The organism is Phytohabitans sp. LJ34, assembly GCF_052068095.1.
Classification (GTDB): Bacteria; Actinomycetota; Actinomycetes; order Mycobacteriales; family Micromonosporaceae; genus Phytohabitans.
Genome location: NZ_JBQHDG010000002.1, coordinates 391,234 through 404,927 on the forward strand (window position 1 = coordinate 391,234; position 13,694 = coordinate 404,927).

Consider the following 13,694-nt stretch of genomic DNA (forward strand, 5'->3'; position numbering starts at 1 on the left):
CGATCTTCGATGATGCCATGGCGGAGGAGGCCGCGGCTGCCCCGCCGGATAGCGTGAAAGCATGATGAAAGGCCCCCTGGCCGGTGACGTGTTCGGCGAGATGCTGCGCGACGCGCTCGCCGTGGCGGCCGGCGTGGGCCGGCGTCCGCTGGCCGGCGGGCGGCTGCCGCGGCCGGTCATCGAGATCGTCGAACGCGACGACGGCCTGGTCAACGGGGTGCTCGCGGCGCCGTATCTCGCCGGGCCGGACGAGTGGCCCGCGCACGACCGCCGAGCGCTCGACCTGGTGCGCGGTCGGGTGCTCGACATCGGCGTGGGTGGCGGGCGGGCCGCGCTGGCGCTTCAGGAGCGCGGGGTGGCGGTGACCGGCCTCGACGTGTCCCCCGGCGCGATCGAGGTGTGCCGCGCCCGCGGGGTGCGCGACCTGGTGCACGCCACCGTCGAGGAGCACGCCGCCGCCGGGCGGCGCTACGACACGTTCCTGCTGCTGGGCAACAACCTCGGCCTGCTGGAAGGGCGGGAGCGGGCGCCGAGGTTTCTGGCCGCGCTCGCCGCGATGGCCAACCCCGGCGCGCGGGTGGTCGCCCAGGGCACCGACCCGTACGGCACGACCGATCCGGTGCAGGTCACCTACCACGAGCGCAACCGCGGGCTGGGCCGGCTCGGCGGGCAGCTGCGGCTCCGGCTGCGCTACCGGGAGCTGGCCACCGACTGGTTCGACTACCTGGTCTGCTCGCTGGCTGAGCTGGCCGAGCTCGTCGACGGCACCGGCTGGCGGCTGGCGGAGGTCGACGACGCCGACGCGCCCTACTACCTGGCCTGCCTACACCTCGATGGCGCCGCCGATGGCGCGCAGGTGCTCGCGTAGCGTCAGGTCCGGCCGCTCGCGGCGCCGCTCCAGAAACTCCGCGAACCGCAGCTGGTCACGCAGCGTCTCCCCGGACCGGATGCGGTCGGCCTGGCGGCGCTCGGTGTCGCGGATCGTCTCCGCGTGGCCCAGCACGGCGTCCAGCTGGGCCGACGGCACGAAGAGCACCCCGTCGTCGTCGCCGAAGACGATGTCGTCGGGGGTCACCGTCCACTCGCCGAACCGCGCGGAGTCGAGCGCGTCGGACGGTCGCGGGTCGAGGCGCAGCGGCCCGGTCGGTAGGGAGCCGAGGCTGAAGACCGGCAGGCCGATCGCGCGGACGTCGGCGGTGTCGCGGTGCAGGCCCCAGATGACCACGCCGCTCAGGCCGGCGGCCTTGGCCTCCAGCACGGCGAGGTCGCCAGCGCAGCTCTCGTCGACGCGGCCGCCGTTGTCGACGACAAGTACGTCGCCGGGCTTGGCGCGCTCGTACGCCTCCAGGAACACGTCGACGCTCCCCACGTGGCGCGCCGGAGCGACCCGCCCGGCCACGCGGTCGCCGACGACCGGGCGCATGCCGGCCGGGCCGCACCGCACCGGCACGCCCGCGCGGACGCAGCCGTCGGCCACGTGCGCCGTCGTCAGGGAGGCGAAACGGTCGAGCATCAGATCTCCTTCTCGAACCAGTGGTGGGCGTACGGCTCGTCGTTGAACGGGGCCACCTCGCGGTAGCCGGCCGACCGGTACAGGGCGACCGCCTCGGTCAGCGAGTCGTTGGTCTCCAGGCGCAGCAGCCGCACCCCGCGGCCGGCCGCGGCCGCCTCCAGCTCGGTGAGCAGGCGCCGGCCCAGGCCGAGGCCGCGCACGGACGGCGCGACCCACATGCGCTTGACCTCGGCGTACGAGTCGCGAACCCGGAGCGCCCCGCAGCCCACCGCCTCCGCGTGGAGCGTCGCCACCAGCAGCAGCATGCCGTCGGTCGGGTTGCTGCGGGCCGGGTCGAAGCCGGTGTCGAAGCGGGCGGCCAGCTCCGCCGCGTACGCGTCGAGGCAGGCGCGCGCCTCCGGCTGGTCGGGGTCGGTCGGCGCGACCCGGACCATCGACGCGACGAGCAGGCGCTCGACCTCGCCCATCGCGGCGACGAGGCGGTCGCGCTGCGCCTCGTCGAGCGGGGCGAGGATGCCGGCGGCGAGGTCGTCGGAGCGGCGGTCGAGCTCGTCGCGCTCGGCCACGCCGGCCGGGGTGAGCCGCACCGTGCGCACCCGGCCGTCGCCCGCCGGCACCACCTCGACGAGGCCGTCGGCGCGCAGGGCGGTGAGCAGACGGCTCAGGTAGCCGGAGTCGAGGTCGAGCCGGGCCCGCAGCGCGCGGACCTCGCTGCCGCCCTCGCCGATCTCCCACAGCACCCGGCACTGGCCGAGCGGGCGGCCGCGCGCCAGGTATGCCTCGTCGAGGGCGCCGACCCGCTGCGTGACGGTGCGGTTGAAGCGCCGGACCCGTTCGACCAGCGACGGAACCATTCTCTGACCTTAGTCAGAGAAACGCTGCGCGGGAAGAGTCGGCGGTCGGCGGCGGCGCAGCCACCACCACTCGCCCAGGACGGCGAGCAGCAGGAGCGTTCCGGTGAGAAGGGTGACCCAGCGGCCCAGGTCGTGCCGGCTCGGCGCGTAGCTGAACCGCACCGTGTGCGTCCCGGCCGGCACCGCCACCGCCGCCAGCCCGTGGTCGCCGCGCACAATGTCGGCCGCCGCGCCGTCGACCGTCACCCGCCAGGTCGGCTGGATCGCGTCGGCGAGCACCACGTATCCGGCGCCGGCCGCGTCGACCGTCACCGCCATGTCGTCGAACCCGTCCTGCACCCACCGCACGTCGGCCGGCGCACCGCTCGCGGCCGGGCCGGCGCTGTCCAGCAGTACCTCGTCCGGTCCGACCGTGCCGGCGGCGAGGCGCGCCAGGCGGCGTTCCGCGGAGGGTTCGACGGTGGCCCGCGCCGCCCACCGCACCCGGGGCAGCGCACGGGTGCGCTCGTAGATGACCGACGAGTCGTCGAAGACGAGCTTGAGGCCGTCGTCGGCTGGTTCCACCGTGGAGAGCGCGGGCGCGCCACCGCGGGCGGCGACCGCGATGGCCGGGCCGTCGCGGAGGGTGATCTCCGCGGTGAGCGGTCCCCGCGCGCTTTCCGCGGCGAGCGGGACGAAGAAGGGCTTGCCGGCGGCGATGCCGCGGTCGTAGCGCCGGGCCTCCGCGACCACGGCGCCGGCCGCGTCCTTCACGACCACTTCGATCCGGGTACGCCGCGTCTGCGTGATCCCCGGCGTGACCGGTGTGACGCCGACGGCGCGGAGCGGGCCGTCACCCGGCACGGCGACCGTCATGGTCTGGCCGGGGCGGAGCGGCACGCTGCCGCCGTCGCCCGCGTCGACCCGTTGCGGCCCGTACGGCACCCGCTCCGGCGGCGTCACGTAGTGGCTCACGCTTACCCGGTCGAGGATCGGGCTGGTGGGCGGCTCGCCGTCGAGCGGCTCGGTGCGCAGGTACGTGGCCGGCTTGGGCGGCGGGCTGAACTGCCGCCCCGGCATCGCGTCGAGCAGCTCGGCGAAGCGCGCGTCCACAAAGGAGTGACCGTGCAGCGCGCGCAGCTTGTACTGCATGTGTATGCCGCCGAACAGCGCGTTGTTGCTGCCGAACCACCGCTCGTGCTCGAGGTGGCCGGCCAGGTAGGTGTGCACGTCGGTGACCGGGTAGAAGTTCTCCCGCTCGGTGCGGGGGTAGTACGGCCGTACCCAGATGAGCGCCTGGACCGCGACGAGCATGGGGATGAGCGCGGCGACCGCCACCCGGAAGGCCGGCCGTCTGGGGCCCCACCACAGCAGCAGGACGCACGCCACCGCGACCCCGACGAACGCCAGTCCCGCCACCACCTCGCGGTTGAGCTGGGCGACGTAGTGGCCGCCGAGGAACGAGACGCGGCGGCCGGCGGCCTCGTCGGCGTAGTCGCGCCCGATCAGGTACGCGGCCGCGCCGCCCACTCCGACCACGGCCCAGACGCCGGCGGCGTAGAGCTTGCGGACCCGTGTGGTGGCCTCGCGGCGGTGGCGCAGCAGCACCTCGAAGCCGGTCGCGGCGAGCACCGCCACGAGGAAGCCGAGGACGCTGCGGACCCGCTCGACGGAGTTGTCGGAGAAAAGGTAGGGCAGCTTCTGGAGCGCCGCGAGCAACGGGCCGCCGCCGAAGGCCACGATCCCCCAGAAGAGCGTCGCGCCGACGAAGAACGCCCAGGTGGCGCGGGGCAGCACGGCCCGGCCGGCGCGGGCCAGCGCGACCGCGGCGATGGCGAGGACGAGGACCGCCGCGCCGACATACGCCACTTCTTCGAGAAAAATCCGGATGTGGAAGTAGTTGGGCGGGTTGGCCGGATCGGTGGTGCCGAACGCGTACGGCGCGATCGCCGTCAGCAGCATCTCGAACGGGATGTGCTGGTCAGGCGTCTGCTCCCGCCCCCGCACGAGCACCGTGGACATCACGCTCGCCCACGGCAGCAGCTGCACCGCCACGAGCGCGACGCCGGCCAGCACCCCGCCCGCGGCCAGGCTCAGCGTGCCGGCCACCCGGCGCAGGGCGCCCGGATTTTCCGCGAAGGCGCGCACGGTCAGGTAGAAGGCGCCGGTGAAGAGCGCGTATCCGGTGACGGCCGGGAAGCCGCCGAGCAGCAGCGCGGCCACCACCAGCGCCAGCAGGGCCAGCTCGCGGAGGCGGCGATGTCGCACGATCCGTTCCAGGGCCCAGAAGAGCGCCGGGATGAACGCGGCCACCCGCGACTGCGGCCAGTTGGTCCAGACCACCATGAACGCGCTGGTGGCGTACGCGAGGCCGCCGAGCAGCGCGGCCGCCCTGCCGAGCCGCAGCAGCCGCAGGAACAGGTACGCGCCGCCGACCGCCACGAGGATCTCGAGCAGCTTGACGAACCCGGGCGCGAGCCACGCCGGCAGGAACCAGAACGGCAGCGCCACCGGCGAGTTGAGCCCCTGGTTGGGGGTACCGGCGAGCGGCGTGCCGCCGAGCACGTACGGGTTCCACGAGGGGTACTCGCCGTCGCGTACCGCGTCGCCGAAGAGCCACGCGTTCGGAATCGCGCCGTCGACGGTGTCGCCGAGGTCGAGCGTCTGCTGCCCGACATCCCGGAACTGCCCGTCCGTGTACGGGCTGACGTGGTTGAGCAGCCCGGTCTCGACGAGCGCCGTGCGACCCCAGATCGGCGAGCCGATGCCGAGCACCGCGAACGCCGCGATGGCGACCACGACGGCACACACGACGGGGTCGGGAAGCCGCCGCCACCAGCGCGGGGGCCGGCCCGGCGGCGGAACGGTGGTGGTGTCGGTGCGCTCGACGGCGCCCAGCGTGGTGGTGGCCATTTGGCCCGGGACGCTATCACGCCCGGGTGTCGGCGTAAGGGTGCCTAGCCGGCGGCCTCCGGCGAGGTGTCCGGGTCGGGCGACTCGTCGCTGCCCGGTGTGCCCTCGGCCTCGCTCTGGCTCGGCTGCGTCTGGTCCGGCTCGCTCGTCTCCTCGGCCGGCGGGGAGGCATCCTCGCTCTCCTCCGGCGCGCTCGTCGCCTCGCCCGTCGTCGGTGCCTGGCTCGGCGTCACGCCGCCGGTGTTACGTGGCCGGTCCGGCTGGTTTCCACCGGCGGGGCGGCTCGTCGCGGCGGAGGTCGCGGACGGCCCGGTCGTGGTCTCGCCGTCCGCGGGTGGCGGGTTGCCGTCCGGCAGGAACAACACCAGCGCCAGCAGCACAAGCAGGCCGGCGCCGGCGACGGCGCCCGCGATGGCCGCGGTACGGCGCCGTCCGCCACCGCCGCCCGCGCCGGCCGGGACCGTGGCGGCGTCGTCCGGGCGGGCACCGTTTACCGGGCGGACCACGCGCGTCGCCTCGGCGGCGGCCAGCGGCGCGGTCGCGTCCGGGTCGTCCACCGCCGCCATCTCGGCCGTGGACGCCAGGGGGCCGGCGCCGACCGCGGACAGCGCCGCCGACGCCAGGGCGGCGCCGCTCTGGTACCGGTCGGCCGGGTCCTTCTCCAGCGTCCGTATCACGACCGCGCGCACCGCCGGGGGTACGTCCGCGGGCAGCTCCGGCGGCGCCGTGTCCAGGTGCATCATCGCGACCGCGACCGGGTTGTCCCCCATGAACGGCGGGTGCCCGGCCAGCGCGTGGTACGCGACCGCGCCGAGCGCGTACATGTCGGTGGCGGGCGAGACGGCCTGGCGCCGCGCCTGCTCGGGCGCCATGTAGAGCGCGGTGCCGAGCACGGCCGCGTTGGTGCCGGTGACGCTGGTGACGGCCGTCGACCGGGCCACGCCGAAGTCGAGCAGCACCACGCTCCCGTCCGGGCGCAGCAGCAGGTTGCTCGGCTTCACGTCGCGGTGGATGATGCCGCCCGCGTGTACCGCGTCGAGGGCGCGCGCCGCCTCGGCCACGATCCGCATCGTCTCGGCGGCGGGCAGCCGCTCCTCGCGGGCCAGGCGCTCGGAGAGCGGCTCGCCGTCGACGAACTCCATCACCAGGTACGTGGCCCGGCCGCCCTCGGGCAGCGCGCAGTCGCCGCGGTCGTACACCTGGACGACGCCGGGGTGGCGGACGGCGGCGAGCATCCGCGACTCGGCGAGGAAGCGCGCCCCGAAGCCGGCGTCGGCGGAGAGGCTCGGCAGCAGCACCTTGACCGCGACGGTGCGGCCGAGGGTGAGGTCGGTGGCCCGCCACACGTCGCCCATCCCGCCGGTGGCGACGCGCTCCTCGAGGCGGTATCGGTCGTCGAGCGACACTCCGGAACGCAGCACGGAACATCCCTACCCCAAACCGGCCGCGTCCATCCATGAAGAGTGACCATCGACTCCGCCTTGACAGGATCTTTACGCCCGGGGGTCAGGTTTGTCGATGGAGGCACATACCCCCCGAGGAGGACGGATGAGGATGACAACCTTGGCGCGGGCCGCGGTGAGCGTGGCGGCGGCCGCGCTGCTCGTGGCCGCGACCGGGGCGCCGGCCGGTGCCGCCGGCCGCGACCGCACCCCGCCGACCGCGCCGGCGAACCTGCGCGTCACCGGCGTCACGGCCACCACCATCTCGCTGGCGTGGGACGCGTCGCGCGACGCCGGCGGGCTCAACGCGTACATCGTGTTCCAGTCGTCGAGCGCCGGCGAGTGGGGCTTGTACCACTCCCCCACGTCCACGACCGAGACCGACACCATCGGGGTACGGGGGTTCACCCGCACCTACTGGATCGTCGCCGAGGACCGGGCGGGCAACCGCTCCGCGCCGAGCAACCGGGTGACCGCGACGACCACGCCGGACACGTCGCCGCCCACCGCGCCCACGCTGACCGTCGGCGACGTCACCCAGTCGACCGCGTCGCTGTCGTGGACCGCGTCCACGGACGACGCGGGCGCGCCCGGCTACCGGATCTTCGTGAACGGCGCGCCCTGGGAGTTTCTCGCGCCCACCGGGGCGGCCGGCCTCTCCCGGAGCGTGCGCCACCTGACGCCGGGCACCACGTACTCGTTCACCGTGCGGGCGGCCGACGCGGCGGGCAACCTCTCCCCGCCGAGGAACGCGGTCACCGCGACCACCCGGCCCAGCACCGACACGTCACCGCCGACCGCGCCGGCCGGGCTGCGGATCACGCGGGACAGCGGCTGCGACGTCGGGCTGGCCTGGACGCCGTCGACCGACGACGTGGAAGCGGCCGCGGCGATCGAGTACGAGATCGTCGTCAACGGCGGGGTCCAGCAGATCTTCGTCGGCGTGAGCACCGCGTTCGCCTACCACTCCGACGTGACCGGGCTGAACACGTTCGCCGTGCGGGCCGTCGACCGGTCCGGCAACAGCTCGCCGCTCAGCAACGCCGTGAGCAGTCCGTTCCAGGACTGCTGAGTCGATTGCGTCGCGGCGCGTTGTGGGGGCGCCGCGGCTCACGGGACTCAGGCGCGGCGCCTCGCGTCCTGGGCCGCCTCGGTCAGGCGCGGCGCCACCGCTCCGGGTCGGTGAGCATCTCGTTCATCGACCCGGAGCGGAACGGCTCGACCGCCACATCCGCACCCTCGAAGCCCGCCGCCCGGATCGCCGCGTGCAGGGCGGCGTCGTCACGCGCCGTGTCCACCAGGTGGGCGTCCACTTCGAGGCGGGCGCTGGCGCCCAGGTCCCGTACCCGGACATTATGGACATGATGGGCGGCGAGGAAGCGGCGGGCGGCGGCCTCCGCGCGCTCCACCCGGGCCAACCGGGCGGGCGTGATGGAGACGCCGTACGCGATGCGGCTGGACAGGCACGCGGCCGCGGGCTTGTCCGCGGTCCGCAGGTCCCAGGTCCGCGCGATCGCGCGCACCGCCGCCTTGTCCAAACCAAGATCAGCCAATGGGGTACGCGCGCCGCGCTCGGCCGCCGCGCGGATGCCCGGCCGGAAGCCGGCGGCCACGTCGGAGGCGTTGGTGCCGGTGGCGACCGCGTCGAACCCGTGCTCGGCGGCCACCCGCCGCGCCGTGTCGAGCAGCGTGCTCTTGCAGAAGTAGCAGCGGCGGGGACCGTTTTCCCGGTAGCCGTCCACGTCCATCTCGCGGGTCTCCACCGCGTGGTGGGTGACGCCCAGCCGCGCGCAGAACTCCGCCGCCTCGGCCACCTCCGCCGCCGGCACCGCGGCCGACACCGCCGTGACGGCCGCCACCCCGCCGGGACCCAGCGCCCGCGCCGCCGCGGCGAGGACCACGCTGGAGTCGACGCCGCCGGAGAACGCCACCAGCGTCCGGCCGTATCCTGCGATTTCGGTGACCAGGCGGTCGGAGGGCAGCATGTCTGAACGGTACCCAACGGGGAGCGGGGCGGAGATCGCGGATCTCGGGTTCGCCCGCCTCGACCTGGAGCGTGCCGCCCGCACCGGCGACCCGGAGGTGGTCTTCGGCCGGGGCAAGACACCGGCACAGATCGTGGCGGCGCTGCGGGCGCTGCACGAGGCGCACCCCGAGGGCGCCGTGCTCGCCACCCGCCTCGACGACGAGGCCATCGCCCGCTGCCACGCCGAGCTGCCCGACGCGGACGTCGACGAGGTGGGCCGCACGGCGGTCCTCGGCAAGCCGCTGCCGCCGCAAGGCCGGGTCGCCGTGGTCGGCGCCGGCACGGCCGACCTGCCGGTGGTCCGCGAGTGCGTCACGACGGTGGGCGTCTTCGGCGCCGAGGCCGACATGATCCTCGACGTGGGCGTGGCCGGCCTCCACCGCCTGCTCGCCCAGCGCGAGCGCATCGACACGGCCGACGCGATCGTCGCGGTCGCCGGCATGGAGGCGGCGCTCCCGTCGGTCATCGGCGGCCTGACCGGCGCCCCGCTGATCGCGGTGCCGACCAGCGTCGGGTACGGCTGGCACCTGGACGGCCTCACCGCCTGGCTCGCCACGCTCAACAGCTGCGCGCCCGGCGTGCTCACGGTCAACGTCGACAACGGCTTCGGCGCCGGCGTGGCCGCCGCCCGGATCGCGCGGCGGGCCCGTTGACCCGCAAGCTCTGGGTCGACGCGTCGAACGGCGCGGCCGGTGACATGCTCCTCGCCGCGCTGCTGGACGCCGGCGCCTCGCTGGACGCCGTCTCGTCGGGCCTGGCCCGGCTCGGCGTGCCGGTCTCCGTCGAGGTCTCCCCGGTCCGCCGCCACGGCTTCCGGGCCGCTCACCTCCGCGTGGTCGCGCCGTCCTCTGACGTCCACCGTGGACTGTCCGATGTGCTCGGTGTGCTCTCGTCGCTGTCCGGCCCCGCTCATGACTTCGCGGTGGCGGTCTTCACCCGGCTCGCCGAGGCGGAGGCGCGGGTGCACGGGTCGACGGTGGACGAGGTGCACTTCCACGAGGTCGGCGCGCTGGACGCGATCGCCGACGTGGCCGGCTGCGCGCTGGCCCTGCACGACCTGGCGCTGCTGGAGGACACGATTCGCGTGGTCTCGCCCGTCGCCGTGGGTTCGGGCACGGTCCGCACCGCACACGGCCCGCTGCCGGTGCCGGCCCCCGCGGTGGCCGAGCTGCTCACCGCGGCCGGCGCCCCGATCGCCGCACACCCGGCGACGATGGAGCTGTGCACCCCCACGGGCGCCGCGCTGCTGGCCACGCTCGCCACCGCCTGGGGCCCACCACCGGCGATGACCCCGTCAGCGGTAGGCGTAGGCGCCGGCACCGCCGACCCACCCACCCACGCGAACGTGCTCCGCGTGCTCGTCGGCGCGGGAGATCCTTCCGCTTCCGCGGCCTGGCAGGAGGGCGAGCTCTTCCAGGTCGAGGCCACAGTGGACGACCTCGACCCACGCGTCTGGCCCGACCTCCTCGAAGAGCTGCGCTCGGTCGGCGCCGCCGACGCCTGGTGCGTGCCCACCCTGATGCGCAAGGGCCGCCCCGGCCAGGTGCTGACCGTGCTCGTCGACGCGGCACGCCTCGACCTGGCCTGCCGCGTCGTCTTCAGGTGGACCACGACACTCGGCCTCCGCGTACAGCCGGTGCGTCGCCGCACTCTCCGCCGCGACACGCTGACGGTGACGGTGGCCGGCTCGGAGGTCCGCGTAAAGCGCGCGTTCATGGGCGACGAGGTGGTGACCGCCCAGCCGGAGTACGACGACGCGCTCGCCGCCGCCCGCACGCTGGGCCTCCCGGTCACCGAGGTGCTGGACGCCGCCCGCGCCGCCGCGACTGCTCCTCCGCCGCCTCGCTAGGGGCTCCGCAGCGCCGCTTCGCTAGGGGCTCCGCAACGCCGTCTCCACCCGGGTGAGAGCGTCCTGGAACGGCCACGCCTCGACGACGGGCACACCGGCACGGCCGGCGTCGGCGACCAGGGAAGCGTTGTAGCCCACGCTCACCCGGGCCCGGAACCGCTGCTCACCGGCGTGCGGTTCGCGAGCCAGCAGGTTGGCGACAAGCCGGTCCTCGTCCGGCTCGCTGAGCACGACGGCGCGGACTCCGCACAGGCCGACCACGAGGTCTGGCAGGAGATAGTCACCTTCGAGGACGACCGGCGCCGCACTGTCGACGTGGTCGGCGATGACCGCGCGAAACCCGACCGCCAGCTCCGCCGCGACCGCCCGCGTGTGCTCGACGATCTGCTCCACCGACCACGACCGCGCCGCGGGATCGCTCTCCCACCTGTGCAGCGCCGGATGGGTGGCCGGTGTGGTGAGCGCCATCAGCGCGGTCACCACATCGTCCGCCTCGGCCAGCGGCACGCCGAGCCGCACGGCCAACGGACGTGCGACGGTGGACTTGCCGACGCCGGCGGCGCCACAGATCACGGTGACAATCCAATCCACCGTCGAATCCTCGCAGACGCCAGACACCGAGCCCACACGTCCATCCGCGAGGGCGCGCAATAGTACAGTGCCATCTGACTGAAGCGCGCCCCAATCACGTTCGACGATCCAAATTATCTGGAACGTGTCCCTGATGCGCGATTCTTCTCGACTCATTACACCGATAACGTGGTTTCATTGCCCTTGATCGACGAAAAGGACCTGGTGGTCTTGGCGGCGACGCGTGACTATTAGTGGGTGTTGTCGGATGAGTTGGCCCAGCTCAAGGTCCTCGCGACCGAGTGCGCTGACGCATCGACATGGACGCTCTCCGATGCCACGCTTGTCGATTGTTTGGACACCATTCACCAGGTCGTGGCGGCTATTACCGCGGCCCAGTCGCACATTGTTCGGGAAATCGACGGTCGCGGTCTGGCCGTCGCTCAGCACGCTTCCAGCACCGCAGTGTGGTTGCGCGAGCATTTGCGGATCAGCATCCACGCGGCGAAGCGGATGCTCGCTCTGGCGGCGGCGCTCGACCAGCGGCCCGCCCTGGATACGGCCCTGACCACCGGCGCTGTCAACGCCGAGCAGGCCGCCGTCATCGCGGCCGCGATCGCCGAGTTGCCCGCCGACCTCGGCCCCGATCTGGTAGACGAGGCCGAGACGGTGTTGATCGGCCAGGCCGGGCAGTTCGAGCCGACTATCCTGCGCAAGGCTGGCGAGCGGATCCTCGTCCACGTGGCACCCGAGATAGCCGACGCCGCGGATGCTGCCGCTTTGCGGCGGATGGAAGAGCAGGCGTTTGAAAAGCGGGTGTTTCACCTGACCCGGCGCGGTGATGGTCGGGTGCGTTTGACCGGCTGGCTGGACGAGGCCGGCGCGGCCGCGGTCAACGCGGCGTTGGATCCGTTGTGCGCGCCGCGCCATGACCTCTATGAGCCGCGCACTCCCGGCCAGCGGCGCGCCGACGCCTTGGTCGAGGTCTGCGGGCTGGCCACCCGCACCGAGCAGCTGCCGGACAGTGGTGGACAGCGGCCGCATGTGGTGGTGACCGTGCCATTCGACGTGCTGCATCAGAAGCTCGGCATCGGCATGCTCGACACCGGCGGCCGGCTCAGCGCCACCCAGATCCGCCAGCTGGCCTGTGACGCGCGGCTGATCCCCGCGGTGCTGGGCAGCAACGGACAGGTGCTGGATGTGGGGCGCGGGCGGCGGCTATTCACCGGGGCGGTGCGCAGCGCGTTGGAGCTACGCGATCGCGGGTGCGCGTTCCCGGGTTGTGATCGGCCGCCACGCTGGTGCGACGGGCACCACATCCGCTCCTGGGTGGACGGCTGGCCGACCAGCCTGGACAACGGCGTGCTGTTGTGCGGCTACCACCACCGGATCATCCACCGTGGACACTGGATCGTCCGGCTCGGCGAGGATGGGTTGCCGGAGTTCGTCCCACCCGCCTATGTGGACCCGCGGCGGCGACCCCGGCGCAACCTTTACCACCTCAGGACGTGAGAGACGGACGCCGCGCCAACCGCACCCGAAGCGTGCCGGGCTTGGCCCGCGGACGTGGCAGTGGAGGCCGGGGGTTTCGGCGAGCCCTGGCGAGCCGCCGGCCGGAGCGATGCCCGCGGGAGCATGCGGCGGGCGACTGGCACGAACCGGGGCAAAAGAAAAACCCACCCCTAGACAGGGAGTTAGCTAATTGCCATAATCCCTTCGTGCTTGAGGTGTTGAAGGCGCTCGCCAACGACAAGCGTCTCCTCATCCTGGAGTGGCTCAAGGAGCCGACCGCCCACTTCCCGCCGCAGCGCGACGGCGACCTCGTCGACGACGGCGTGTGCGCGCTCTTCATCACCGAAAAGCTCGGGGTGAGCGCGCCGACGGCGGGCGAGCACCTCAAGGTGCTCAGCGGCGCCGGCCTCATCCGCGGCAAGAAGATCAAGCAGTGGGTCTTCTACAAGCGCGACGAGGAGCGGATCGCCCAGGTCAAGCGGATGCTGCACGACGACTGGTGAAAGGCGACGCGGAGATGACGGACACCTACGAACGCTTCATCGGCTTCCTCGACGAGGGCGGCGCGCGCTACCGCTTCGTCGACCACGCCCCCGAAGGGCGTACGGAGCTGGTGAGCGAGCTGCGCGGCAACGCCCTCGCCGCCGCCGCGAAGTGCCTCGTCATCATGGTGAAGCTGGGCAAGAAGACCACGCGCTACGTGCTGGCCGTCGTCCCCGGTGACGCCAAAGTGGACATCGCGGCGGTGCGCGACATGCTCGGCGGCACATACGCGTCGTTCGCGTCGGCGGACCGGGCCGAGGCGCTCGCCGGCAGCGCGAGCGGCACGATCCTGCCGGTCAGCTTCCACCCCGACCTGGAGCTGGTGGTCGATCCGGCGCTGGTCGCGCACCCGGAGATCTTCTTCAACGCGGCCCGGCTGGACCGGTCGGTCGCCCTCGACACCGACGACTACCTCCGCCTGGCGAGCCCACGCCTCGCACAGATCGCTGCCTGAGGCCGCTGGCAGCGGCCGATGACGCACGGTGGACCTTGC

13 protein-coding genes are annotated in these 13,694 nt (G+C 73.6%); 7 read left to right on the forward strand and 6 right to left on the reverse strand.

Features of this window, described 5'->3' with window-relative positions:
* Positions 1 to 64: 64 nt before the first annotated feature.
* A complete protein-coding gene (locus tag ACTMTJ_RS04780) occupies positions 65 to 868 on the forward strand; it encodes a class I SAM-dependent methyltransferase (RefSeq protein WP_441214958.1) in 804 nt (267 codons plus the stop codon).
* On the opposite strand, the gene ACTMTJ_RS04785 is transcribed toward ACTMTJ_RS04780, so the two are convergent.
* The 4 genes from ACTMTJ_RS04785 to ACTMTJ_RS04800 are packed head-to-tail and all read right to left on the reverse strand — an operon-like array spanning position 824 to position 6,680.
* The gene (locus ACTMTJ_RS04785; RefSeq protein WP_441214817.1) at positions 824 to 1,513 is read right to left on the reverse strand and encodes an RraA family protein; all 690 of its coding nucleotides are present in this window, start codon (positions 1,511 to 1,513) and stop codon (positions 824 to 826) included. The two genes, ACTMTJ_RS04780 and ACTMTJ_RS04785, sit on opposite strands and share 45 nt — an antisense overlap.
* Entirely contained in the window at positions 1,513 to 2,367 is an 855-nt protein-coding gene (locus ACTMTJ_RS04790; protein WP_441214818.1) for a GNAT family N-acetyltransferase, read from the reverse strand. The genes ACTMTJ_RS04785 and ACTMTJ_RS04790 overlap by 1 nt, the downstream gene beginning before the upstream one ends.
* A gap of 9 nt (positions 2,368 to 2,376) precedes the next feature.
* A complete protein-coding gene (locus ACTMTJ_RS04795; protein WP_441214819.1) occupies positions 2,377 to 5,259 on the reverse strand; it encodes a hypothetical protein in 2,883 nt (960 codons plus the stop codon).
* Positions 5,260 to 5,303: 44 nt separating this feature from the next.
* Positions 5,304 to 6,680 (reverse strand): protein kinase domain-containing protein, encoded by a 1,377-nt coding sequence (locus ACTMTJ_RS04800; RefSeq protein WP_441214820.1) that lies wholly within the window; start codon positions 6,678 to 6,680, stop codon positions 5,304 to 5,306.
* A 127-nt stretch (positions 6,681 to 6,807) separates the two neighbouring features.
* Here ACTMTJ_RS04800 and ACTMTJ_RS04805 point away from each other — a divergent pair, with 127 nt between their 5' ends.
* Positions 6,808 to 7,773 (forward strand): fibronectin type III domain-containing protein, encoded by a 966-nt coding sequence (locus ACTMTJ_RS04805; RefSeq protein ID WP_441214821.1) that lies wholly within the window; start codon positions 6,808 to 6,810, stop codon positions 7,771 to 7,773.
* Positions 7,774 to 7,855: 82 nt separating this feature from the next.
* Here ACTMTJ_RS04805 and larE read toward each other — a convergent pair whose 3' ends face one another.
* Positions 7,856 to 8,686: an ATP-dependent sacrificial sulfur transferase LarE gene (gene larE, locus ACTMTJ_RS04810; RefSeq protein ID WP_441214822.1), complete on the reverse strand. Its 831-nt coding sequence runs from the start codon at positions 8,684 to 8,686 to the stop codon at positions 7,856 to 7,858.
* Here larE and larB point away from each other — a divergent pair.
* On the forward strand, positions 8,685 to 9,380 hold the full coding sequence (larB, locus tag ACTMTJ_RS04815; RefSeq protein ID WP_441214823.1) for a nickel pincer cofactor biosynthesis protein LarB: 696 nt from the start codon (positions 8,685 to 8,687) through the stop codon (positions 9,378 to 9,380). The genes larE and larB overlap by 2 nt on opposite strands.
* Entirely contained in the window at positions 9,377 to 10,576 is a 1,200-nt protein-coding gene (gene larC, locus ACTMTJ_RS04820) for a nickel pincer cofactor biosynthesis protein LarC (RefSeq protein ID WP_441214824.1), read from the forward strand. Before larB ends, larC begins: the two co-directional genes overlap by 4 nt.
* A 21-nt stretch (positions 10,577 to 10,597) precedes the next feature.
* Here larC and ACTMTJ_RS04825 read toward each other — a convergent pair whose 3' ends face one another.
* Positions 10,598 to 11,167, reverse strand: a complete 570-nt coding sequence (locus ACTMTJ_RS04825) for a hypothetical protein (RefSeq protein ID WP_441214825.1) — start codon at positions 11,165 to 11,167, stop codon at positions 10,598 to 10,600.
* A gap of 237 nt (positions 11,168 to 11,404) precedes the next feature.
* Between ACTMTJ_RS04825 and ACTMTJ_RS04830 the strand changes: the two genes are divergently transcribed.
* The 3 genes from ACTMTJ_RS04830 (at position 11,405) to ACTMTJ_RS04840 (ending at position 13,655) form a co-directional block, all read left to right on the forward strand.
* Positions 11,405 to 12,658, forward strand: coding sequence for a DUF222 domain-containing protein (locus ACTMTJ_RS04830; protein WP_441214826.1), 1,254 nt, complete (start codon positions 11,405 to 11,407; stop codon positions 12,656 to 12,658).
* A gap of 206 nt (positions 12,659 to 12,864) precedes the next feature.
* Positions 12,865 to 13,161 carry an ArsR/SmtB family transcription factor gene (locus tag ACTMTJ_RS04835; protein ID WP_441214827.1) on the forward strand — a complete coding sequence of 99 codons (297 nt, stop codon included), beginning with the start codon at positions 12,865 to 12,867 and terminating at the stop codon, positions 13,159 to 13,161.
* A gap of 14 nt (positions 13,162 to 13,175) precedes the next feature.
* Positions 13,176 to 13,655 (forward strand): YbaK/EbsC family protein, encoded by a 480-nt coding sequence (locus ACTMTJ_RS04840; protein ID WP_441214828.1) that lies wholly within the window; start codon positions 13,176 to 13,178, stop codon positions 13,653 to 13,655.
* Positions 13,656 to 13,694 lie beyond the last annotated feature (39 nt).

Coding starts and splice junctions, on each gene's coding strand:
- ACTMTJ_RS04780 (WP_441214958.1), top strand. CDS start 65: ATGAAAGGCCCCCTGGCCGGTGACGTGTTCGGCGAGATGCTGCGCGAC.
- ACTMTJ_RS04785 (WP_441214817.1), bottom strand. CDS start 1,513: ATGCTCGACCGTTTCGCCTCCCTGACGACGGCGCACGTGGCCGACGGC.
- ACTMTJ_RS04790 (WP_441214818.1), bottom strand. CDS start 2,367: ATGGTTCCGTCGCTGGTCGAACGGGTCCGGCGCTTCAACCGCACCGTC.
- ACTMTJ_RS04795 (WP_441214819.1), bottom strand. CDS start 5,259: ATGGCCACCACCACGCTGGGCGCCGTCGAGCGCACCGACACCACCACC.
- ACTMTJ_RS04805 (WP_441214821.1), top strand. CDS start 6,808: ATGAGGATGACAACCTTGGCGCGGGCCGCGGTGAGCGTGGCGGCGGCC.
- larB (WP_441214823.1), top strand. CDS start 8,685: ATGTCTGAACGGTACCCAACGGGGAGCGGGGCGGAGATCGCGGATCTC.
- larE (WP_441214822.1), bottom strand. CDS start 8,686: ATGCTGCCCTCCGACCGCCTGGTCACCGAAATCGCAGGATACGGCCGG.
- ACTMTJ_RS04840 (WP_441214828.1), top strand. CDS start 13,176: ATGACGGACACCTACGAACGCTTCATCGGCTTCCTCGACGAGGGCGGC.